16 protein-coding genes are annotated in these 23,616 nt (G+C 40.1%); 11 read left to right on the top strand and 5 right to left on the bottom strand.

Annotated elements, in window-relative coordinates; translation table 11 throughout:
* Positions 1-36: 36 nt before the first annotated feature.
* The 6 genes from ACW6QP_RS00350 (at position 37) to pgi (ending at position 7,346) form a co-directional block, all read left to right on the top strand.
* Positions 37-1,206: a homogentisate 1,2-dioxygenase gene (locus ACW6QP_RS00350; RefSeq protein WP_457908844.1), complete on the top strand. Its 1,170-nt coding sequence runs from the start codon at positions 37-39 to the stop codon at positions 1,204-1,206.
* 25 nt (positions 1,207-1,231) lie between these two features.
* A complete protein-coding gene (gene hppD, locus ACW6QP_RS00345) occupies positions 1,232-2,371 on the top strand; it encodes a 4-hydroxyphenylpyruvate dioxygenase (RefSeq protein WP_457908843.1) in 1,140 nt (379 codons plus the stop codon).
* Between the two features lie 296 nt (positions 2,372-2,667).
* Positions 2,668-3,447, top strand: a complete 780-nt coding sequence (locus ACW6QP_RS00340) for a DUF3108 domain-containing protein (protein WP_457908842.1) — start codon at positions 2,668-2,670, stop codon at positions 3,445-3,447.
* 2 nt (positions 3,448-3,449) lie between these two features.
* Positions 3,450-4,424 carry a tryptophan 2,3-dioxygenase family protein gene (locus ACW6QP_RS00335; protein WP_457908841.1) on the top strand — a complete coding sequence of 325 codons (975 nt, stop codon included), beginning with the start codon at positions 3,450-3,452 and terminating at the stop codon, positions 4,422-4,424.
* Positions 4,421-5,656, top strand: a complete 1,236-nt coding sequence (locus ACW6QP_RS00330; RefSeq protein WP_457908840.1) for a M23 family metallopeptidase — start codon at positions 4,421-4,423, stop codon at positions 5,654-5,656. Before ACW6QP_RS00335 ends, ACW6QP_RS00330 begins: the two co-directional genes overlap by 4 nt.
* Positions 5,657-5,714: 58 nt before the next feature.
* Positions 5,715-7,346: a glucose-6-phosphate isomerase gene (gene pgi / locus ACW6QP_RS00325; protein WP_457908839.1), complete on the top strand. Its 1,632-nt coding sequence runs from the start codon at positions 5,715-5,717 to the stop codon at positions 7,344-7,346.
* A 190-nt stretch (positions 7,347-7,536) separates the two neighbouring features.
* Here the strand turns inward: pgi and ACW6QP_RS00320 are convergent, their stop codons facing one another.
* Positions 7,537-10,836, bottom strand: coding sequence for an outer membrane beta-barrel protein (locus ACW6QP_RS00320; protein WP_457908838.1), 3,300 nt, complete (start codon positions 10,834-10,836; stop codon positions 7,537-7,539).
* Between the two features lie 523 nt (positions 10,837-11,359).
* On the opposite strand from ACW6QP_RS00320, the gene ACW6QP_RS00315 reads away from it, so the two are divergent.
* On the top strand, positions 11,360-14,083 hold the full coding sequence (locus tag ACW6QP_RS00315; protein WP_457908837.1) for a TonB-dependent receptor: 2,724 nt from the start codon (positions 11,360-11,362) through the stop codon (positions 14,081-14,083).
* A gap of 130 nt (positions 14,084-14,213) precedes the next feature.
* Entirely contained in the window at positions 14,214-14,651 is a 438-nt protein-coding gene (locus ACW6QP_RS00310) for a hypothetical protein (protein WP_457908836.1), read from the top strand.
* On the opposite strand, the gene ACW6QP_RS00305 is transcribed toward ACW6QP_RS00310, so the two are convergent.
* Positions 14,648-15,724 (bottom strand): endonuclease/exonuclease/phosphatase family protein, encoded by a 1,077-nt coding sequence (locus ACW6QP_RS00305; protein ID WP_457908835.1) that lies wholly within the window; start codon positions 15,722-15,724, stop codon positions 14,648-14,650. The two genes, ACW6QP_RS00310 and ACW6QP_RS00305, sit on opposite strands and share 4 nt — an antisense overlap.
* A 100-nt stretch (positions 15,725-15,824) precedes the next feature.
* Between ACW6QP_RS00305 and ACW6QP_RS00300 the strand changes: the two genes are divergently transcribed.
* Genes ACW6QP_RS00300 through ACW6QP_RS00290 form a run of 3 tightly spaced genes read left to right on the top strand, consistent with a single transcriptional unit; the run spans position 15,825 to position 20,462 of the window.
* Positions 15,825-18,614 carry a TonB-dependent receptor gene (locus ACW6QP_RS00300; RefSeq protein WP_457908834.1) on the top strand — a complete coding sequence of 930 codons (2,790 nt, stop codon included), beginning with the start codon at positions 15,825-15,827 and terminating at the stop codon, positions 18,612-18,614.
* Between the two features lie 10 nt (positions 18,615-18,624).
* Positions 18,625-19,998 (top strand): DUF5689 domain-containing protein, encoded by a 1,374-nt coding sequence (locus ACW6QP_RS00295; RefSeq protein WP_457908833.1) that lies wholly within the window; start codon positions 18,625-18,627, stop codon positions 19,996-19,998.
* A gap of 59 nt (positions 19,999-20,057) precedes the next feature.
* Positions 20,058-20,462: a hypothetical protein gene (locus tag ACW6QP_RS00290; RefSeq protein WP_457908832.1), complete on the top strand. Its 405-nt coding sequence runs from the start codon at positions 20,058-20,060 to the stop codon at positions 20,460-20,462.
* A 35-nt stretch (positions 20,463-20,497) separates the two neighbouring features.
* On the opposite strand, the gene ACW6QP_RS00285 is transcribed toward ACW6QP_RS00290, so the two are convergent.
* The 3 genes from ACW6QP_RS00285 to ACW6QP_RS00275 form a co-directional block, all read right to left on the bottom strand.
* Entirely contained in the window at positions 20,498-21,229 is a 732-nt protein-coding gene (locus tag ACW6QP_RS00285) for a hypothetical protein (protein ID WP_457908831.1), read from the bottom strand.
* A 113-nt stretch (positions 21,230-21,342) separates the two neighbouring features.
* Positions 21,343-22,566 (bottom strand): GTPase HflX, encoded by a 1,224-nt coding sequence (hflX, locus tag ACW6QP_RS00280; RefSeq protein ID WP_457908830.1) that lies wholly within the window; start codon positions 22,564-22,566, stop codon positions 21,343-21,345.
* A gap of 139 nt (positions 22,567-22,705) precedes the next feature.
* Positions 22,706-23,602: a DUF3078 domain-containing protein gene (locus tag ACW6QP_RS00275; protein ID WP_457908829.1), complete on the bottom strand. Its 897-nt coding sequence runs from the start codon at positions 23,600-23,602 to the stop codon at positions 22,706-22,708.
* Between the last annotated feature and the right edge of the window lie 14 nt (positions 23,603-23,616).

The raw sequence follows: 23,616 nt of genomic DNA, 5'->3' as shown, positions 1-23,616 counted from the left end.
TTTCAGGAAATTAGGGTCCTTAAAAAATTAATAGTTATGCCATTTTATCATAAACTGGGAAAAATTCCGCATAAACGCCATACGATTTTTAAAAAGCCCGATGGGAGCCTGTATTATGAGCAGCTTTTTGGAACCATAGGTTTTGACGGAATGTCTTCCAACCTGTACCACGAACACAGGCCAACACAGGTTAAGGAAATTAAGGGGAGTTACGATGTAAAGCCCAAAATTGCCAAAGCCAACAATATAAAATCGTATAGGTTTAAGGGCTTTAAAGTGATGCCGCATCCAGATTACCTGGAAAGTCGAAAAGTAATCCTCACCAACAGCGATGTTGATATCGCCCTTGCCTCTCCTCAACAGTCTACCAAAGATTATTTTTATAAAAATGCCGATAGCGATGAATTGTTATTCATTCACCAGGGCTCGGGAAAACTGAGAACCCATTTGGGGAATCTAGATTTTAAATATGGAGATTATCTGTTAATTCCGCGCGGAACCATATACAAACTGGATTTTGATGAAGAAGATAACAGGTTGTTTATTGTAGAATCCAGACGTCCTATCTATACACCTAAACGATACAGAAACTGGTTCGGGCAACTGCTGGAGCATTCCCCGTTTTGTGAGCGCGATTTAAGGCAACCTCATGAACTGGAAACCAACGATGAAAAGGGGGAGTTTTTGATCAAGATTAAAAAGCAGGGGGAAATTTTTGATATGGTCTATGCTACCCATCCTTTTGATGTGGTGGGGTATGACGGATACAATTACCCGTATGCCTTCAGTATTCACGATTTTGAGCCTATTACCGGAAGAATTCATCAACCGCCACCGGTGCATCAAACCTTTGAGACCGATGCTTTTGTGGTTTGCAGCTTCTGCCCGCGTAAATATGATTATCATCCCGAAAGCATTCCTGCTCCTTATTCACACAGCAATATAGACAGTGATGAGGTCCTGTATTACGTAGACGGTGATTTTATGAGCCGAAATGATATTGAGGCCGGGCATATTTCTCTGCATCCGGCAGGGATTCCGCACGGGCCACATCCGGGCGCTGTAGAAAGAAGCATTGGCCAGGTAGAAACCGAAGAGCTTGCGGTTATGGTAGATACTTTTAAGCCCCTGCAACTTACCGAAGAAGCAATGAAAATTGCCGATGAGACCTATTACACTTCCTGGTTGGAAAATGAAGACAAATAATTAAATTTTTTAAAGATAAATTATTATGAGTACCGATAATACCTCCCTTAAATTGGAAAAAGTAATCCCCGAAGCCGAGGATTTTCTGCCAATTCTGGGAACCGATTTTGTAGAATTATATGTGGGTAACGCCAAGCAGGCGGCCTATTATTATCAGCACGCCTGGGGCTATCAACCAGTGGCTTACTCGGGCCTGGAAACCGGGAGAAAAGACAGTGTTTCCTATGTGCTTCAGCAGGGGAAAATTCGCCTGGTGCTAACTTCACCTTTGCAGCCCAAAGGGGAAATCAATGCACACATCGATAAACACGGCGATGGGGTAAAAGTAATTGCTCTTTGGGTAGACGATGCCCGAAAAAGCTACGAAGAAACCACCAAACGCGGAGCCAAATCTTATGTAGAACCTTATGTAATGGAAGATGAAAACGGCAAAGCTGTTATTTCGGGAATTCATACCTATGGCGAAACCGTGCATTTATTTGTTGAGAGAAGCGCCTACGAAGGTCCGTTTTTGCCGGGTTACCGTGTGTGGAACACCAAAGTGGAAACCAAAGGCACCGGTCTTAAATACATAGACCATATGGTGGGAAATGTTGGCTGGAACGAGATGAACAAATGGGTTGAATTTTACGCTAAAGTGATGGGCTTTGCTCAAATGCTTTCATTTGATGATAAAGACATTTCTACCGATTATACTGCTTTAATGAGTAAGGTGATGAGCAACGGTAATGGGCGTATAAAATTCCCAATCAACGAGCCGGCCGAAGGAAAGAAAAAATCCCAGATTGAAGAATATATAGATTTCTATAATGGTGCCGGGGTACAGCACATTGCGGTTGCTACCGATAATATTATAGAAACGGTAACTCAATTAAGAGATCGCGGGGTGGAATTCCTTTATGTTCCTGAAACCTATTATGATGATTTGCTGGATAGAGTTGGCGAGATAGATGAAGATCTGGAACCTTTAAAGGAACTAGGGGTGTTGGTAGATAGAGATGATGAAGGCTATTTGCTTCAGATTTTCACCAAGCCTGTATTAGACAGACCTACGATGTTTTTTGAGATCATTCAGCGAAAAGGCGCTCAATCTTTCGGAAAAGGAAACTTCAAGGCCTTGTTTGAAGCCATAGAAAGAGAACAGGACCTTAGAGGAACCTTATAAAAATTATTAAAACAACGAGCTAAAACTTAGTGAATAAGGTAAATTTTTTGAATTTATTTACACAAATAGTTAAACTTAGAATTTTGGTTGTGAAACAAGTATAAACTCCTGAATTTTGCACTCGCAATTTTGGAGTGGTTACCAAATTTGTAAAATTATTTTTTTCATAATTTAAGTTTTAGTTGGTTAATAAGACAAAAGCCTCATCATTAAATTGGTGGGGCTTTTTGTTTTTCGCTTTGGAATGGATATTGTAATTATTTCAACAAAGTATAAATACTTCTATATTTATGGGTATGAAAAAGATAGTTGCAATTTTCACATTTTTAATATTATGCCTCAATGGGCTTCAGGCTCAATCCCAAAAAGCATTTCAGGAAGGGGAGTGGTTGAAATTTCGTATTCACTATGGAATGTTTAATGCCAGTTATGCTACTATAGAAGTCGATGAAACTCATTTGAATAATAAGCCTGTGTATCATCTTAAAGGCCGGGGAAAATCTACCGGGCTGCTACATCTCTTTTTTAAGGTAGATGATGATTACCAGAGTTTTATAGATCAGCGCAATGGCAAGCCTTACAAATTTATAAGGAAGATAAATGAAGGTGGCTACACCAAAGATCTTGAAATAGATTTTGATCATCACCACAACAAGGCCTATGTGTTTGATAGAAAACATGATGAAAAACATGTGTATACTACCCGGGAAAATGTACACGATATGTTATCTGCATTTTATTATCTTCGCAACAATATTAATGCTGAGGCGCTGAATGAAGGTGATGAAATGAACCTAAATCTCTTCATAGACGATGAAAACATGCACTTTAAACTGAGGTTTTTAGGCCGTGAGGTGATCAAAACCAAATTCGGAAAAGTGGCTACCCTAAAGTTTAGACCTCTGGTAATGGCCGGGAGAGTTTTTAAAGAAAAGGAAAGTCTAACATTCTGGATTAGTGATGATGCTAATAAAATGCCTATAAAGATCAGTGCCGATTTGGCCGTGGGTTCACTCGATGCCTCCCTGGATGCATATAAAGGACTTAAACATCCCTTCAGGATAATCGTTGAATAAATATGGAGATACAGCCTGAGATCGCCGAAAGGATCCAGAAATTAGAAGAAAAATTTAAAAATTCGGGACAGGACCTGGCTTCTTATCTCGATGGCCTGCTTTACGACAGGTACCTCACTTATTGGGATTATGTGAGTTTAGACACGCTGCTTAGCCTGCAAAAAACCCTAACGCACTTCCCCGACGAAAAAATTTTTGTCACCTATCACCAAATCACCGAGCTGTATTTTAAGCTTATTATCCACGAGCAAAAGCAAATCATCGAAAATGACTCGCTAAATGCTAAATTCTTTACTGAAAAAATTTACCGCATTAACCGGTATTTCAGGATTTTGATCGATTCTTTCGATGTGATGATAAAAGGTATGGAAAGGGAGCAATTTCTGAAATTCAGAATGGCGCTTTTGCCGGCATCCGGGTTTCAGTCGGCGCAATTTAGAATGATCGAATTATACGCGACTCCTATGGAACATTTGGTGCCATTTGAGATTCGGGAAAAATATTCTTCAGAAAATTCTTTCGAAGACCTGTACGAAAATATTTACTGGAAAAAAGGAGGCATAGATTTGTCTTCCGGAGAGAAAACCCTTACTCTTCGCCAATTTGAAAAAAGATATACCCCCCGGTTTTTACGTATAGCAGCCGAGGTGGAAGGCAAAACTCTGTATCACAAATATCTTTCGCTTCCTGAAGAAGACAGGAATAACGAGGCCTTAAAGAAGGCTTTAAGGAAATTTGACAGCGATGTAAACATCAACTGGCCGCTAATGCATATGGGGGCGGCTTACCGCTATTTAAATAAAGACAATAAGAGTCTTGCTGCTACCGGAGGTACAAACTGGAAAGAATTTTTACCACCCGGCTTTCAGAAAAACACTTTTTTTCCGAATTTGTGGAGTCAATCTGAGTTTGATGAATGGGGAAAGGAATGGGTGACGCATAAATTTAACACACAAAATAAAAACGCTGAACATTGAAGAAAATTAGTTATCTGTTAATGCTGATGCTGGCTTTTGTAGCCTGCAATGACGATGAAAAAGATCAGGCCGTGGTTGAAGAGGTGATAGAAGAAAAGCCGCCTGTTATTAAAGATTACGGTTTTGTGCTGAATGATTTTGAAGTAATAGTAGATACTATTGTTAGAGGAGATAGTTTTGGAACCATTCTGGACCGTCACGGGATTTCTCCTGGCAGGGTCCATGAATTGGCAATAACTGTAAAAGATACTTTTAACCCCGCAAGAATCACCGCCGGAAAAAAATATCTGATTTTAAAAGATAAAGATTCGGCCGCTACTCCAAAATATTTTATTTACGAAAATAACAAGATAGATTATACGGTTGTAGATCTTCAAAAGATCTCGGCCTATAAGGAGAAGCGTCCCGTAAGTATTAAGAAACGTCAAATTTCGGGCGTGGTAACTTCTTCACTTTCTGAAGCGATGCAGGCCCAGGGGCTCAGTAATTTACTGGTGTATGAGCTTTCGAATATTTACCAGTGGAGTATAGATTTCTTTAAACTTCAGAAGGGAGACCAGTTTAAAATGGTCTATAATGAAAAATACATAGACGATACGATTTTCGCCGGAATTGAAAATGTAGAGGCTGCGGTTTTTAAACATTCAGACAGGCCTTTTTACGCCTTTAGTTATGAGGAAGACAGCCTTACCGGGAAAGCAAGTTTTTACGATGAGGAAGCCAAAGCATTGCAAAGTTTCTTTCTAAAAGCACCATTAAATTACACCCGAATTTCTTCAAGATATACCAAAAGAAGATTTCACCCGGTTCAAAAGCGATGGAAAGCCCATTTGGGAACCGATTACGCAGCTCCCACTGGAACCCCGATTGTTAGTACTGCCGATGGCACTGTAATCGCTTCGGCATATACTTCGGCTAATGGGAATTATGTGAAAGTAAAGCACAATGGTACTTATACTACTCAATACCTCCACATGTCGAAACGCAATGTGCGTAACGGGCAAAGAGTAAAACAGGGAGATGTTATTGGTTATGTGGGTAGTACAGGTTTGGCTACCGGCCCACACGTATGTTACAGATTCTGGGTTCACGGCAAACAGGTTGATCCTTATCGTCAAAATTTACCTACGGCCAAACATATAGAAGACGAGCAAAAAGATGCGTACTTCGCGGCTATAGAGGCCTTGAAATCTGAATTAGATGAAATTCCCTACCGGGAACTGGACATATAAAAATTAAAAAAATTGCAAAATAAGGCGGCCTGGTTCCGCCTTTTTAAATTTATTGAAAATGAAAAATATAAACCCTACCCATACGAAAGCCTGGAAAGCGCTACAAAATCATTATAAAGAGATCGAAGGCCAAAAAATGCAGGAAATGTTTGCGAATGATTCCGGCCGTGCCGATGAATTCAAACTGGAATGGGAAGATTTTTATATCGATTTCAGCAAAAACCGAATCGATTCCAAAACCCGTGAATTACTGGGGAATCTGGCTGAAGAATGCGAACTTAAATCGGCTATATCGTCTTATTTTAAGGGAGAGGCTATTAATCAAACCGAAAATCGCCCGGTGTTGCATACGGCCCTTAGAGCATCCTCTTCAAAAGAAATTTTGGTCAATGGAGAAAATGTGCTGCCAGAAGTGGAAGCTGTGAAACAAAAAATTAAAGCCTTCAGTGAAAAAGTAATCGGTGGAAGCAAAAAAGGCTTCACCGGAAAGGCCTTTACCGATGTCGTAAATATCGGGATTGGCGGTTCAGACCTGGGGCCTGTAATGGTCATCGAATCTCTTAAACATTATAAGAACCATTTAAACGTTCACTATATCTCTAATGTAGATGGAGATCACGTACACGAGATTTTAAACACTCTAAATCCCGAGACCACCTTATTTTTAGTGGTTTCCAAAACTTTTACCACGCAGGAAACCCTTTCGAATGCGACTACGGCCAGAAACTGGTTTAAAAAAGCGGCGCCTCAGGAAGCGGTATCCAGCCATTTTGTGGCGGTTTCCAGCAATGTGCAAAGCGTTGAAGAATTCGGGATCGATATCGAGAACATTTTCCCGATGTGGGACTGGGTTGGAGGCCGATTTTCACTTTGGAGTGCCGTTGGTCTTTCTATAAGCCTGGCAGTAGGTTATAATAATTTTGAAGCCCTGCTTGAAGGTGCCAGAAAGATGGATGAGCATTTTGAAACTACCAATTTCAATGAAAATATCCCGGTGCAGCTGGCCTTGCTAAGTATCTGGTACAATAATTTCTTTGATGCCGAAAGTGAAGCTATAATTCCCTACACCCAGTATTTGCATAGGTTACCGGCTTATCTGCAGCAGGCTATTATGGAAAGCAACGGGAAAAGCGTAGACCGGAATGGAGAAAAAGTAGATTATCAAACCGGTACCTTAATTTGGGGAGAGCCGGGAACCAATTCCCAGCACGCATTTTTTCAGCTAATTCACCAGGGAACTAAACTCATCCCGGCCGATTTTATAGGTTTTAAAGAATCGCTCTTTGGAGATGAAGATCATCATAATAAATTGATGGCGAACTTTTTTGCGCAAACCGAAGCCCTGCTTCAGGGTAAAACTGAAGATGAGGTAAGAGGGGAGATGGAAAGCAAACGATTTTCATCTGAAGCTATTGAAAAAATACTTCCGTTCAAAGTTTTTGATGGCAACAAACCTACCACCACAGTTTTAATAAATAAGCTTACTCCTGAAAGTTTAGGAAAACTTATCGCGATGTATGAGCATAAAATCTTTGTACAGGGAGTAATCTGGAATATTTATAGTTATGACCAGTGGGGAGTTGAGCTAGGAAAGCAGCTGGCTTCAAAAATTTTGGGTGAAATTGAGTCGGGCGAAACCAGAAATCACGACGCTTCTACTAAAAATTTATTGCAACGCTTCATTGGTTGATTTTTTTAATCTCGGTCAGGAAGACGTTTAGAGTTTTGCAGTAGGTGGAGGAATTAATTATCCATCTTATCAAAAACAGGCATTATTGAGAGAAATGCCTTTTCTATTTTGGATGTTGACTTGTAGCTGAGATATAAAAAAAGTGGCTGTCTGGAAAGACAGCCACCTTTGTATGAGATTAAAATATGCATTAATTAAAAGAGTATCTCACTCCAAGTTGAAGCCTCCAGGTATCCACAATACTACGAGTATTTCTAAAGGTTTCTGTAGGAAGTTCTGATGTTCCACTTATAGTATTTAATCTATAAATGGGTTCACCCTGCTCATTTCTTCCCCGGTAGTTTAACAGGTTGCTCTGGTTTGCGAATTGAGGTACTCCCCAATCTGAATTTAATAAATTCCCAAAGTTCAAGAAATCCAGGGAGAACTGAAGTTTGTTCTTCTTGTCGTTAGTCAAGGCTATATCCTGGGTTAAGCGTAAGTCAAGACGGTGTAACCAGGGGCGCAAAGCACCATTTCTTTCAGCAATTTCACCCCGGTTCTCACTTAAGTAAGTATCCTGGTCGATGTAGGCATCTAAAGCTGTAGCTTGCTCTTGTGCTGTAATAGTTCTACCCATTGAAGTATACTCCTGAAAATTAAGTTCTGATGCATTGTTAGGAATGTAGATAAGACGATCTGAAGCGTCCCCAAAGTTACCAGAGTAAGTATAGCTAAATCTACCTGCATTGCTACCTTGATAGAAAACAGATATGGTCGTATTCTCTGTGCTATATGCTAAGTTACCTATAACCCGGTGAGGAATATCGAATGCCGAATAGCTCAATTCTGGATTATTACGATCTTCTTTTACAGTACTCGCCCATAGTGAAATTGCCTGACTTCCCCCTGCAGCATCTAAATCTCTGGATCTAGAATGAGTATAAGCTACAAAAGAAGATAAACCATTGTTGAAGTTTTTGGAAAACTGAGTGGTTATTGAGTAGTAATCAGCCTTTCTATTGGCGTTGGTTAATAAAAACACATTCCTAAAATCAGGATCGTTTGAGTAGCTCCCTTCCCAGAAAGGACGTTGGTCAGGACCATTCAAAGTGCCATCGGGATCTCTTAATACAGAGTTATAAGCTATTGGCGTGGTAATATCCTGAGAATACATTAATTCGAGAGTTCCAACAATTCCCAATGGCAATTGCTGATCTAGAGCTAAATTGGAACGCCAAACCTGTGGCAACTTAAAATCTCTATCTGTTAAGTTTAATTCGTTAGATAGAGTTTGTTCTGGATTCTCTGGATTTCCAAAAGTTACATCTGGATTAAACTGATAATCTGGACCAAAAAGATCGGAATTTGCTAATTCTTCTCCTTCAAAACCTAGACCTCCTCGTACAACTCCTGAGCCGTTAACCTGGTTTGATAGCCACACAAAGGGAAGTCTACCAGAAAATATTCCAGTTCCACCTCGCAACTGAGTAGTTCCTTTTCCATTTACATCCCAGTTAAATCCAACTCTTGGAGACAATAACGGATTTACTTTTGGAAATTGGCTAACATCTGGAGTAAAAGTATTTCCATCATTATCCTGGAAGCCCCAATTCTCAGCAATAAAATCTTCACTATTAGGATCTCTTCTGGCATCAATTACATTGTCAAGCAATTGGTTTCTTGGGATAGGTGTATTGTAATGAGGCAAATCCATTCTCAAACCTGCCGTCAATTTTAAATCGGAGGTAACCTGCCATTCATCCTGTAGGTAAAAACTCAATTGACTAAATATTGTTTCGTCAGTCGGTGGGGTAGTGCTTCCGTCTAAGGCATAACTGGTAGCAAAAGCATCTGGTAGTGCTCCCGGCACTCTGTTAATAACTGCATCCTCGAATGCCTGATAGGTGTTAAAACGATAGAAACCATTAAATGCTGGGTTAAATGCATTGTCAAAAGTCATGCGTTCAAAATTTACACCGGCTGTAAATTTATGATCTTTGTAAAAATAAGATAGATCATTTGTGATGTTGAATATTCTGTTTTCCAGCAGGTTTCCAACAGAATACAATTCATTACCAAGAGAAAAATAATATAAAGGATCTCCTGCTGGCCCTGGCTCTAATACTTCAATAAATGGGAATGTTTGTCCTCCAGGAATACCGCGAGTAGGATCGGCAATAGAAGTATATCCAACATTTAACTGGTTAGACATGTTGTCTCCCAACACAGAAGTAAGTTCTCCTACTAAAGAGATTACTTCTCTATCGTTAGTATAATTTGTGTTTCGGAAGTTCATGGCTTCAATACCTGTTCTACTGGTATTGCGATATCTTGTATTAATAAAACGAATAGAGTTTCCGTTTGTAGGGACATCGTTAAAACTTGTGAAATGATTGTATCTAACCATAAATTTATGATTGGTGTTGATATTCCAATCTAAACGGGCGTTGAATCGGGTTTGTTCCGATCCAAAACTATAGCCTTCAAAATCTCCGGTTTCATAATCATACAGGCTCAACATGTTGCTTCTTACATCCTGTAATAAACTTGCAGGCACTCTAGAAATGAAAATGTTATCTGGAGTTTCTCCTGGTCGAAGAGCTCTCTTATTAAAACTGGGGACTAATTCTTCCTCTTCTTCATAAGAGACGAAGAAGAAAAGCTTGTCTTTGATAATGGGACCACCTAAAGTAACACCCTTAATCTCATTTCTAGCGTCGTCTTTGTTTAGACGAGTATCCCCAACCAAGTCACCGGTCATTTGGTCATTACGAAGGAAATAGTAAGCAGATCCTGTGAATGTATTATTTCCCGATTTGGTAACCGCATTTACCGACGCACCGGTAAAACCAGCTGTTCTTACATCAAAAGGAGCTAAATTTACCTGAACTTCTTCAATAGCATCTAAAGAAACAGGATTTCCACCCGCAAATTGAGAACTACCTAAACCAAAATTATTGTTATAAATATTTCCATCTATCGTGTAATTGTTGAACCGACTTGAAGTTCCAGCAAAAGAAGTTCCGTTAGATTGAGGAGTTAGACGAGTAAAATCGTCTATACTTCTGTTTATAGTTGGTAAGGCATCTATTTTCTTTCTGGAAAGGTTTGTTGAAGCTCCGGTTTTAGATGGATCTGTTATTCCTCTTCTAGAAGAAATAATAATTTCATCTAAAGTTTGTCCGCTTTTCATCTCAACTTTTAAGTTGAAACTTTGCCCTAATCCAAGCATTATATCAGAATAAACTTGTTCATCAAAACCAATAAAGCTAACTACTACCCGGTAGGGGCCCCCGACCCGTAGGTTTGGGAAAAAGAATTTTCCGTCAAAATTTGTACTGGTTTGGTATGTAGTACCAGAAGGGGTGTGTGTCGCTACTACGTGCGCACCGGGTAATGGGGTTTCCATATCATCTTCAACCAGTCCTTGCATACTTGAGGTAGTGACCCCCTGTGCATATAAGCCCAGTGAAAGTAGCGTCATACCTAAGAGTAAAATTTGTTTCATTTTAATTTTCGTGTTTTTAGATTCGGGTACAAAGAAACTATAGCCTTAGAAGTGGGATGTTAAGCTATTATTAAGAAAATGGGCTTGAAATTAAATCTGGATTAGAATATGCTATTTTAAAAAAATGAAGCACAAACGCCCACTTATAAAGGGTTTTATGTAAATGATTGGCCTTAACGGTGAGCGAAATAATCTTGATTTGCCATTGTAAAAGGCTCGGTTTAGGTTTAGCTGAATAGATTATTAGGTTTTATTCGTCGGAACAATAAATTAAAATAAGATTATAATGAAAAGAGCAAAATCTTTGCTGATTTCATAAAAATTTCGATGTTTTTGGATTTAAAGTCCTTATTATCAGCCTTTTTATTCTTTTGTGGTAAGTTGTTTTGATTAAAAAAATTATTTTACTTTTGCGGCGCACAAAGTTGCTAATGTTAAACTCCTTAACATTTTTGAGTGTTTAGTTTTAAGAATTAGCCTCGTTTGTGCAGAAAATAAAAACTCAAACAAACAACTTTACAACATGAGGAAATTACTAGCGTTAGCGTTGTTCTTAACTTCGGCTACAATTTTTGCTCAGGGAACCATTACCGGTACGGTAATCGATTCTGAGTTGAACAGCCCCCTTCCGGGAGCCACAATTATGGAGGTAGGCACCAATAATGGTACCACAACCGACTTTGACGGAAATTTTAGTTTGAATGTTAGTTCCGCTACGGGAACAGTAAGTATTTCTTTCGTAGGTTACGAAAGAAGAACCATTAGATTTAACGTAGCCCAGGGTGCTACACAAAATCTTGGTAGAATTAATATCAATCCTGATGCTGGCGCTCTTGCAGAGGTAGTTATTACTGGTGTGGCTGATATTGCTAAAGATAGACAGACTCCAGTAGCAGTATCTACTATTAGAGCAGCTGAAATTCAAGAAAAATTAGGGTCTCAGGAATTCCCTGAAATACTTAATAGTACTCCTTCAGTATATGCTACGAAACAAGGTGGTGGATTTGGGGATTCACGTATTAATATTCGTGGATTTGATCAAAGAAATACTGCGGTAATGATTAATGGTGTTCCAATTAATGACATGGAAAATGGATGGGTATATTGGAGTAACTGGGCAGGATTAAGTGATGTAGCATCAGCGATTCAAGTTCAAAGAGGACTGGGTTCTTCAAAACTGGCAGTATCTTCGGTTGGAGGAACAATAAATATTGTTACCAGATCTGCAGATAGAAAAGAAGGTGGTTTTGTAACTGCAACTACAGGTAACGATTCTTATTTAAAAACTGTAGCCTCTTATAACACAGGACTTATGGAAAGCGGTTTTTCATCAAGTGTTCTTCTTAGTCAAACTCAAGGAAATGGATATGTCGATGGAACCGAATTTCAGGGTTATAATTACTACTTAGCTTTTGGTTACCGACCAAACGATACTCATGATTTTCAATTTACTGTAACGGGAGCACCACAGTGGCATCATCAAAGAAGTAGAAGTAGTTCAATTGCTCAATATCAACAATTTAGTGATTCTGGCGAACCTAATATAAAATATAATGAGAACTGGGGCTTTAGAAACGGTGAGGAATTTTCTTTCACTAAAAACTTCTATCATAAACCGATCATGTCACTAAACTGGGATTACAAGATCAATACAGTTTCAACCTTATCAACTTCAGCTTACGCCTCTTTTGGACGTGGTGGTGGAACAGGAGAAATTGGTATGATCAATGGTCGTAGACAGTTTGCTCTTCCCAGAACACAAGATGGTTTAATAAGAGTTGACGATATTGTAGCCTGGAATAGCGGGCAGAGTGTTCCGGATTTTGGTGATGACAGAACTCAAACCGATGGGTTATACCTGAATCAAGGCAATAGAGATAGAACTTCTGCTAATGGCATCACTAGAAGAGCTTCTATTAACTCTCATAACTGGTTTGGAGTATTATCAAACCTAAGTAATAAATTAACCGATAATCTTTCTTTAGATGTAGGTGTCGACTTAAGATCTTATAAAGGTATACACTACAGAAGGGTAAATGATTTATTAGGAGCAGATGCGTTTTTACAGACTAATAATATGAATAATACTCCCAATCCAATATACAGGGAGACCTATTCGGCTGAACCTAAATTCTGGGTGTTTTCTGACATTGATGAGGAGGAGAAAATTGATTACTATAATGATGGCTTAGTTCGCTGGGCGGGAACATTTGGACAGTTGGAATACGTGGATGATACTTTTTCCGCGTTTGTTCAAGGATCGATCTCTAATCAAGGTTTCAAAAGGGTTGAATATTTCAATGAGCCCGTAGGAAACCAAGAATCAGAATGGGAAAACATCCTTGGAGGAAATATTAAGGGTGGATTTAATTACAATATCGATGAAAAGCATAATTTCTACGCAAATGCAGGATATTATTCAAGACAACCACTTTTTGATGCAGTATTTATCAATTTCTCAAATACAGTAAATCCTGCTCTTAAAAATGAAACAGTTATTGGTACTGAAATTGGGTACGGATTTAGATCTCAATATTTTAGTGCTAACGTGAATGTTTACAGAACTTCTTGGGCTGATCGCTTTGAAAGCACTGGTGCTGTTTTTAATGCGGACACCCCTCAGGAGGTTAGAGGAACAGCAAATTTATTTGGAATAAAACAGGTGCATACAGGATTTGAATTAGACTTCACAAGTAGAATATCTGATAAATTACGACTTAACGGTATGTTCTCTGTAGGTGATTGGGTATATGCAAGTGATGTAAGAGCTAATTATTTTGATAATAATCAGGCTCCGATTTTAGATGAAAATGGAAACCCACAAACTGCTGTATTGAATCTTGATGGAGTGAAAGTAGGGGATGCAGCCCAATTGACAGCCAGTTTAGGTTTAAATTATGAAATATTTAGAAATTTCAAAGTTGATGGAATGTATAGATATGTAGATAACCTTTATGCTGACTTTGATCCTACCCAGGCACTTGATAACCCTAATTTTGATGCTTTAGAATTACCTTCTTTTGGTTTAGTTGATGCTGGTGCAAGCTACAGATTGGATCTTGGAAATAATTTTCTGAATTTCAGAGTGAATGTAAATAATGTCCTTGATACTATGTACATTTCTGAAGCTGATACAAACATTATGGCTGGGCCTGGAGATGAAACTTATAGAGGAATCAATATTAATAACCGGGTTTATTTTGGATTTGGCAGAACCTGGAACGCTGGAGTAACTTATAATTTCTAGTTTATACTTGAATAGCTTTACAAACGCCTCCGATTTTTCGGGGGCGTTTTTTTATTTAAAAGCCTATATTTACAACTCAATTAATTAACCTTTCAAAACCCAAATTGGGTTTGCTTTAAAACTAACCAGGATGTACGAAACCGTTCAATTTATTCATTCTTACTGGGCTTATTTGGTGCTTATTGTACTATTAGTCGCTTCTTTTAATGCCATCATTGGTTTTGCGACCGGCAAGGAATACGGTGCCACTAACTTTAGAATCGCCCTGTTTACCCTTATTACTTCTCATATTCAATTGTTAATTGGAATTGTACTTTATTTCACCGCCCCTTATTTCCAGGCCTTTTTTGAAGGGGGAATGGGAGAGGTAATGAAAAACTCAACCTTAAGACTCTACAATGTAGAGCATCCCCTGGTAATGATCATAGCCGTGGTTCTAATTACTATGGGCTACTCAAAGCATAAAGCTAAACTCACTTCAAAGCCCAAGTTTAAAACCCTGGCTATTTTTTATACTATCGCCCTGATTTTAATGCTTAGCCGAATTCCCTGGAGTGCCTGGTTTTAATTAGTAGTTACCTCTAAAGCCTGTGAGTACCTTATTAGATACAGGTATATCGGGAAATGGTCGCTGTAGCCGGCTTCATAGCCCGTCAATCCATAACTTCGGAAGGGATATCCTTTAAATTGACCGGTGGGAGTAAGCAGGTAATTAGGATTGAAAATTCCGGCTTTATAATATTTGAAAGTCTCATAATTAGGCTGAAGCAACTCTGAGGAGATGATGATCTGGTCAAATAAGTTCCAGCCATCTCTGTAGGCCAGGCTTCCCAGGCCCTTTCTATGCATCGCTGCCATAGGATTATAAAATCCCTGAAATTTTACATTTTCCCTGTTAGCTTCAGCACCAAGAATTTTTTTGATACTCCGGTTGCCGGGATCATCATTGAAATCACCCATAGTTATGATTTTAGCATAGGGTTCACGCTGAAAAATCGAGTCTATAATTTTTCGGTTCAGCGCTGCCGCTTTCTCTCTTTTAAAACTGCTTCTTGCTTCCCCGCCACTGCGGGAAGGCCAATGATTTACGATTAAATTTATTTTTTCTCCCAGCAAATTTCCGCTTACCACTAATTGATCCCGTGTATAAACCCGTTTGTCATTTTCATAAAGCCATAAAGTCCTGCTTTGCGACTCAATGGGTCTGAACAGGTTTTTCCGGTAAAGCAGAGCCACATCTATGCCGCGCCTGTCGGGGGAATCATAATGTATGATGTCGTAATTCCAGATTTTCAGAGCTTCCTGATTTACCAGGTCTTCTAAAACTTTTCGGTTTTCGATTTCACAAATACCTATAAGCATAGGCGGAGACCCGGCTACTTCGGTACCTATTTCGGAAATTACCCTTGCCAGATTTTGAAGTTTTTCAGCATATTTTTCTTCGGTCCAGGCGTCTTTTCCCTCCGGGGTTCGATCATCATCGAAGGTAAAGGGATTGTTTTCGGTATCGAAAAGGTTCTCTACATTGTAAAAAGCGATTCCTGCTATCTCATAGTCTTTCTTCTCCTGGCAGGTAACTTCCGGAGAAAAAATCAGGAAAAACAGATAAACGGAAAGTTGGCTTTGTAGTCTGGTAATCATTTTCTTACATTAATCTTAAATATTTCTTATTTCGTGATATTCCTTTGAGAATTAAAGATTAAAGTTTTAAAATTATAGGGAGCAAAGGAGCGAAGAATACATGAAATTACTACTACTCGTTCTCCTGGGAATTTGCTCCCTACAAGTTTTATCTCAGGAAAGCATCGTGAAAGGAATCGTGGTTGAAGCCGGCATTTATCAACCTATTCCCGACCTGGAAATCGAATTGGAAGGCAGCCCTTTTGCTACCAAAACCGATTCCCGGGGAGAATTCGTGCTGGAAATCGCAGGCCTGGCTACGGGCGAATATGTATTGCTCATTAAGGGCGATAATTATCGCAGCCTTCGCTTACCACTTTTGCTAAAACCCGGAGAAATTAAAAATCTGGATATGCTCTTGCTCAATCCCGATTTAAAACGCGAGCAAATGCAAATCAATATTATTAGCCTGGCCGATGCCGAACTCGATGAAGAGGAGGGCGGGTTTGAAAATGTCGCAGGCCTCCTGCAGGCTACCCGTGATGTTTTTCTTAATGCTGCTGCCTTTGATTTCGGTCAGACTTTCTTTAGACCGCGTGGTCTTGGCAGCGAGCAGGGAAAAGTACTCATTAATGGTATTGAGATGAACAAGCTTTATAGCGGTAGGCCGCAATGGAGCAATTGGGGTGGGCTTAATGATGTGCAACGCAACCAGGAATTTTCACTGGGACTTACTCCCAGCGATGTGAGCTTTGGTGGCCTGGCAGGGACCACCAATATCTTAATGAGGGCTTCAAAATATGCTCCCGGAGGAAGAATCTCAATCGCTGCTTCCAATAGAAGCTACAACAGCCGTTTGATGGCCACCTGGAATAGCGGTGAAAACGCCAAAGGCTGGGCTTATTCCATCTCTCTTTCCCGAAGGTTTGCTGTTGAAGCTTATGTAGACGGAAGCCTATATGAAGCAAATTCAGCTTTTATTTCTGTGGAGAAAAAGCTCAATGCATCTCATAGTTTAAACTTCACTGCTTTTTATACGCCAAATCTCCGCGGAAAAACTTCACCGATTACCAATGAGGTTTTCGAGATGAAAGACGAACGTTATAATTCCTACTGGGGCCTTCAGAACGGAAGGATTAGAAATAGCCGGGTTCGGGAGATACACGAACCAATTTTTATGCTAAATCATTATTGGAAAATTTCAGAAAAAATAAGTTTCAATAATAATCTCGCTTATCAATTCGGGAAAATTGGCAATTCCCGAATCGATTTTGGAGGCACACGTAAGCTAGATTTCAATGGAGAATCTACCTTCCTGGGTGGTGGGGTAAACCCCGATCCCACTTACTATCAGAAATTGCCGGGTTATTTTCTTCGGTTTCCCAATACTGCCAATTACCAGGCCGCCTGGATCGCGCGAAACCAGTTTGAGGATAATGGGCAGTTAGACTGGGAAAGTCTATACCGGGCCAATGAAATTGCCGGGTATACCCTTTATGCACTTTCTGAAGATCGCAATGATGACCGCCAATTAATGTACAGCAGTTTTTTAGATGTCGACTTCAGCGAAAGCCTAAAACTTAATTCAGGTTTACGATTTACCTATCTCAATTCACACAATTTCGCATCGATTCGGGATATGCTGGGAGGAGAAAATTTTCTGGATATCGATTTTTTTGAGGAAGGGAATTTAGCCCAAAACGATTTGAACAATCCCAACAGGTTGGTGGGTGAAAATGAACCATATAAGTATAATTTCAGGATTCTTGCCAGGAGGGCCGAAGCCTTTGGCCAGTTGCAGTTCAATTCTAAATTTATCGAAGCCTTCGCAGCGGCGAATTTAAGTCAAAGCCGATACCAACGGGAGGGGCTTTTTCGAAATGCCAGTTTCCCCGAAACTTCCTTCGGAAAAAGTGAAGCCCTCAATTTTACCGATTTCGGCATAAAGTCGGGCTTTACCTATAAAATTACCGGCAGGCATTTAGTTAGTTTAAATGCCGCTTACCTCACCAAAGCTCCCGATATACGCAGCAGTTTTTCTAACATCAGGCAAAATAATCACGTGGTTAGGAATTTAAAAAGTGAAAGTATTTATACTGCCGATCTAAGTTACAGGTTTAGAGCAGCCTGGCTTAACACACGATTAACCGGATATTTTACACAATTTCAGGATGCCACCAACATCTCATTCTACTATGCCGACGGGCTCTCGGGCCTGGGAAGGCTTAATACCACAGCCTTCGTTCAGGAAGTGCTCACGGGTATTGATAAGCGGCATTTTGGGGTCGAATGGGGTGCCGAGTCGCAAATTACCCCGACAATAAAGCTGAAAGCCGGGGCAGCATTGGGGCAATTCACCTATAGTAATAATCCGTCGCTGTATTTAACTTCCAACGATTTTAATGAAGCGGTAGACCTGGGTACTTCCTATCTCAAAAATTACAGACTTGCTGGCGGGCCGCAAACCGCCGCACAGGTAGGATTTGAATACAGAGACCCCAATTTTTGGTGGTTTGGGATGAGTTTAAATTATTTCGATAAGGCTTTTATAAATATTAGTCCCATTACCCGAACCGAAAATTTTAGTAAAGATACCGATGGGCAGCCTTTACTGGATTATGATCCCAGGCTAGCCAGAGAATTGCTTAGGCAGGAAGAATTTAAGGATTATTTTCTGCTCAACGCCATAGGTGGCAAATCCTGGCTGGTGAAAGGGAAGTACCTGGGATTCTTTATTAGCCTGAATAATATTTTGGATGTGATTTATAAAACCGGTGGTTTTGAACAGTCCCGAAATGTGAATTATCGCTCACTCAAAGAAGACCGTGAGCGGGAGTTGCCCCTTTTTAGTCCCAGGTATTGGTATGGTACCGGGGCTACCTATTATATGAACTTTTACCTGCGATTTTAAAATTTTTAAGATGAAGAAATTTTGGGGCCTTGGGGTGATTATACTCTTAGCAGCTTGTGTGAATAGCGATGATTTCGAATTGCCTGCAGTGAATGAAGTAGAATTTAACCTGGATGGCCAAATAACAGCTGTGGCAGTCGTTAAAAATCACTTTAATGTAAGTACCGGCCAAATCTATACTTTTCGCGATACGGGCCTTTATATGGAAGCTTTCGTGATCTCTACCGACGAAGGCGGGAATTTTTATAAAGAACTGGTTTTGCAGGATAAAGCACAAAATCCAACCGCCGGGATTCTTTTATTGATAGACGACAACTCGCTTCACGAAACTTTTGACTTCGGAAGAAAAATCTATGTAAAACTCGATGGGCTAAGCCTGGGATTCAATAACGGGTTAATAAAGCTTGGTATCCAGAACCGTGGAGATGTGGTGGCCATTCCCAATTACTTAATCGATGAGCATATTATAAGGACCCCTCAAAAGTCGGAAATTGTACCGCTCCCGCTTGAGATCAACAATTTTAAACCTGAATTTTTAAACTTATTTATCCAATTAGAGGCCGTGCAATTTAACCGGAATCTTGTACGTGAAAACAGGGTGATGAGTTTTGCTGCTGAAAATTTCGACGCCTATGATGGAGAGCGACAACTCGAAAGCTGTAAAACCGGTGCATTCACCACTTTGAGTACCAGCACCTATTCCAGATTCAGGGCTTTGAGCCTACCTGTTGGTTCGGGAAAAGTGAAAGGAGTGCTTTCCCGAAATTTCTATGATGATTTTTATATCATCGAGCTTAACTCACCGGAAGATCTCGAATTTAACGGCCCGCGTTGCGACCCGGAATTTTTGGAATGTAATACAACCACAGGGAATACTTCGCGGCTTATTTTCGAAGAAAATTTTGAAGCAATCGCCACCGTGGCCGGGCTGGCGAGCAAGGGCTGGCTCAACCTAAATGTGAATGGCGGAAATAAAAAATTTGAACCCGGAAGCTTCAGCGGGAATCGGTATGTGAGAATTTCAGGTTTTAATGTCACAGAAAACCCGTTGGAGGTTTGGTTAATTTCTCCTGAAATAAACCTGGACCAAACTTCCGAAGCAACTTTAAGTTTCGATCTTATGGCTTCCTATGATAATGCGAGTATTTTAAAGGTCTTTGTTACCAACGATTTTACCGGCGATCCAAAAACCACTCACTGGAATGAGCTGGACGCTCAAATACAGCCGGGACCTTCGAACCGATATGGCAGTACTTACACCCGAACCGAACTCGATATTTCCTGCATTTTCGGAAAAGTAAGAATCGCATTTCAATATCTGGGTGCCCCGCCCGATAAAACAACAACCTATGATATCGACAACATCAGGCTAACGGGGAATTGATTTTTTATCGTACTTTTCAACTTAATTATTAGCGGTACTATGATCTAAACCTTTACTTGATGACAAAATTTTTATGTAGCCTGATCTTCCTTATCGGAATTCAGGTTTTTGGGCAGCACAGCCAGGATATGGCAGGGAGCTGGCAATGGGTGTCCCAGGACGGGAATACCAATCTCGAATTGATTTTAGAGTACGATTCTCCCCGAAATATCAAAGGGAAGTATTGTGCTTCGTTTGAGCGGGGTGAAATAAGAGATTGCCGCAAAGATGAAAATCAATACACCATAAACCTTATTCGAATCGCCGAAAACATTTTTGATGGCACCATAGAGAGCCGCCTAAATTCTGTGCCTGCAAGATTGCGTTTACAATATAATCCGCTGCAGCAAAACCTTCGGTTTAAAATCACACAGAAACCACCCGGGGAATATTTATTTCCCAGGGAGGCTTTCTTTATACGTTAACAAAAAATGGCTGCAAATTCTGCAGCCATTTTTTATTACTTTTTATATGCCTCCTGGTATGGAGACCAGATCTCATAAATGGGATCACCTTTAGAAGACTTTCCTTTGTGATGCCATTTGCCATCTTTCACTTCATAATCGAAACTTAAGCTGGCACCAACACGACTATTATCACGGGAGAAAAATTCAATATTTTCGGTGTACTTCCCATCCTCGGCGGTATAAGTGCCACCACCGGTGCCGCTAAACTCTTTGGTGGCCGAATGGAATGCTACCCATTGAAAACGACCGCCACTTAAAATTTTTATTGTTCTGCGATCACCGGGGGTCATCGTATTCATCTCTCCATTTCTTTCACGTCCTGTGATAACCCAATTGCGGGTTAGATCATCTGTATTTTCAGAAATGCGTTCCCAGACCTTAGTTTTATTACCATCAGAAATTTCAATTATATTATCACCTTCCCAGCTTATATTGTATTCGTGTTCTATGCCAATTTCATCGGGATCCTGTGTGTCGAAATCGCGGGTTTCGGTAAGGGTTTCCTCGTCTGAAATTACAAATTCTCCCCCGGCAGCTCCTAAAAATTCGTTATTGCCGATTTTTTTAGATCCGTGAGCAAAATATCCATCCTGATAAATTCGAACTACTTCCCTGTCGGTAATTTTTTCACCATCCATTTCAATAAGTTTCCAGGCACCATCGAGACTTTGTGCGCTTACAATTCCGCAAAGGAATAAGGCGGCTATTAGAATTGATCTTTTCATTTTTTTAAATTATTGATTCCCTTAAATTTAAGAAGAACCAGGGTTTTATTTAAAAATCAATTCAATTTTTTTAAGCTAATTGAAAACTATGCTTTGAAAACTGTTGTTGTAAGCTACTCCTGCTCCTCGCCATATTCGTCGTATTCGGGATATAGGAAATTGTTGTAGGGGAAGCGGGTGATGTGAATTTCACGCACGGCCTCGTAAACTTTCTTTCTGAACTCTTCCATATTTTCTTTATTGAGAGCAGAAATAAACAGCACATTTTCTCCCAACCGGTTCATCCAGGTACGTTGCCATTCCTGCAAAGTATAATGGGCAGTGGTTTTTTCGGTGATCAAATCGTCTTCAGCAATTTTCTCGGCTTTGTACTGGTCTATTTTGTTGAAGACCATAAGCGTGGGTTTATCATTGCTTTTAATTTCGCTTAGAATCTGATTTACCGATTCTATATGCTCCTCAAAATTAGGATGGGAGATATCTACCACATGTAAAAGCAAATCGGCTTCCCTAACCTCGTCTAGCGTAGATTTAAAAGATTCTACCAGCTGGGTGGGAAGTTTTCTAATAAAACCTACGGTATCGGTAAGCAAAAATGGCAAATTTCGAATTACCACTTTTCGCACGGTGGTATCGAGGGTAGCAAATAATTTGTTTTCAGCAAAAACCTCGCTTTTGCTAATTACATTCATCAAAGTAGATTTCCCCACGTTAGTATAACCCACCAGGGCAACCCTTACCATTTGCCCGCGGTTACCGCGCTGTACTTCCATTTGTTTATCTATGGTAGCCAGTTTTTTCTTGAGTAGTGCAATTTTATCTCTAACAATACGGCGGTCGGTTTCGATCTCGGTTTCCCCGGGTCCTCGCATTCCAATTCCCCCTCGCTGGCGTTCCAGGTGAGTCCACATCCCTGCAAGACGCGGAAGCAAATATTCATATTGCGCCAGCTCTACCTGGGTGCGGGCGTTGCTGGTTTGAGCACGTTGGGCAAAAATATCGAGGATAAGGGTTGTACGGTCAAGCACCTTACATTTTAAAATTCGTTCGATATTTTTTTGCTGAGCAGGCGAAAGTTCATCATCAAAGATGGCGGTCCCGATTTCGTTTTCCTCCACAAATTGTCTAACCTCCTCCATCTTACCAGTTCCTATAAAGGTTTTGGGGTTGGGGGAATCCAGTTTTTGGGTAAAGCGGCCTGCCACTTCCCCGCCGGCGGTATAGGTGAGAAATTCCAGTTCGTCTAGATATTCCCTGAGCTTTTCTTCGTCCTGGCTCTGGGTAACTATCCCTATTAAAACTGCTTTTTCGTGGGTTAAATCGGTTTTTTCAATCATAAAAGCAAAGTTAAGCAATAGAATACAGCCAGTTTTTTGAAGCTCACAGATTCAACAAAAATTTAACTAAGCCTGGCTGTTATATTCAGAAAAACCCACAGCCGAAACTGCAGGTTTAAATCAATAAATTTTGGTTTTTCTAAAATTTATAGTTGAAACCTACGCCAAAAACCTCTCTAATTTGAAATCCTTTCACGGCATTATCATCATAAATGGCCTGAAAAATAAGATTGGCAGAAAGAAAATCGTTGATCTTCATATTAAGATTCATCGTGTAATCTATGTCTACATTCTGCGGATCTTCAAAATAGTTTGAATAAAGATTTAGCAGGTTTTCCATACTCACATTTTCAAACAGGTTGAATTTTGCGTATCCCGAAAGAGCTGCGCCTAACTCCCAACGAGCCGATTTTCCTGCATCCACGCCAAAATAATCGCCGTCTACATAGTTTGGGCCACTGGTAAAGGCTCTGTCTACCAGAATTACTCTTCCGGCAGCAGGGGAGAGGTTAAAATAGAGATTGTCGGTTTTTTTCCACATAAGCCCGGGACCAAACTGTAGGTAAGCAGGAGAAAGAAAGTTGGTAAATTCGTCACGAATAGTTGCCCCGGTATCGGGATCTTCAGAATATTTATAACCCTTGGTGATTTGAGTTCTGAAATTCAGAAACATGGAATAATACCAGTTAGATTCATTGATCTGTTTGCCGGCTATAGAATTCAATTCGAGACGGTCACTGGTTTTTCTGGTGAATTCATCGCCTCGCTGCCGGGTTAAACCATAATCAAGAATGAATTTGTTATCCCAGGTAAAGTCATCTCTCAGGTAATTGAAATCATAATTTAATAGCAGATTCCCGGCAATGTTTGAAGATCCGCCCCCCGTCCATTGCTCATTAAAGGCCGATTGATTAAACATAAGAGAGAAATTACCTTCTGTAGTCCATCCCTGTTTTTGTTCTTCCTCTTCTGCTTCCTGAGACCAGCCTGTGAAAATGCTTCCGAAGAGAGCAAGACCAAGTAGTAGTTTTTTCATTTTTAAATTTTTGG

The sequence above is a fragment of the Salegentibacter haimaensis genome (assembly GCF_054121495.1).
This window is presented reverse-complemented; position numbering and strand designations above follow the sequence as displayed.

Coding starts and splice junctions, on each gene's coding strand:
- ACW6QP_RS00335 (WP_457908841.1), top strand. CDS start 3,450: ATGGAGATACAGCCTGAGATCGCCGAAAGGATCCAGAAATTAGAAGAA.
- ACW6QP_RS00295 (WP_457908833.1), top strand. CDS start 18,625: ATGAAGAAATTTTGGGGCCTTGGGGTGATTATACTCTTAGCAGCTTGT.
- ACW6QP_RS00300 (WP_457908834.1), top strand. CDS start 15,825: ATGAAATTACTACTACTCGTTCTCCTGGGAATTTGCTCCCTACAAGTT.
- ACW6QP_RS00320 (WP_457908838.1), bottom strand. CDS start 10,836: ATGAAACAAATTTTACTCTTAGGTATGACGCTACTTTCACTGGGCTTA.
- ACW6QP_RS00310 (WP_457908836.1), top strand. CDS start 14,214: ATGTACGAAACCGTTCAATTTATTCATTCTTACTGGGCTTATTTGGTG.
- ACW6QP_RS00315 (WP_457908837.1), top strand. CDS start 11,360: ATGAGGAAATTACTAGCGTTAGCGTTGTTCTTAACTTCGGCTACAATT.
- ACW6QP_RS00350 (WP_457908844.1), top strand. CDS start 37: ATGCCATTTTATCATAAACTGGGAAAAATTCCGCATAAACGCCATACG.
- ACW6QP_RS00305 (WP_457908835.1), bottom strand. CDS start 15,724: ATGATTACCAGACTACAAAGCCAACTTTCCGTTTATCTGTTTTTCCTG.
- ACW6QP_RS00275 (WP_457908829.1), bottom strand. CDS start 23,602: ATGAAAAAACTACTACTTGGTCTTGCTCTCTTCGGAAGCATTTTCACA.
- hppD (WP_457908843.1), top strand. CDS start 1,232: ATGAGTACCGATAATACCTCCCTTAAATTGGAAAAAGTAATCCCCGAA.
- ACW6QP_RS00285 (WP_457908831.1), bottom strand. CDS start 21,229: ATGAAAAGATCAATTCTAATAGCCGCCTTATTCCTTTGCGGAATTGTA.
- hflX (WP_457908830.1), bottom strand. CDS start 22,566: ATGATTGAAAAAACCGATTTAACCCACGAAAAAGCAGTTTTAATAGGG.
- ACW6QP_RS00340 (WP_457908842.1), top strand. CDS start 2,668: ATGAAAAAGATAGTTGCAATTTTCACATTTTTAATATTATGCCTCAAT.
- ACW6QP_RS00290 (WP_457908832.1), top strand. CDS start 20,058: ATGACAAAATTTTTATGTAGCCTGATCTTCCTTATCGGAATTCAGGTT.
- pgi (WP_457908839.1), top strand. CDS start 5,715: ATGAAAAATATAAACCCTACCCATACGAAAGCCTGGAAAGCGCTACAA.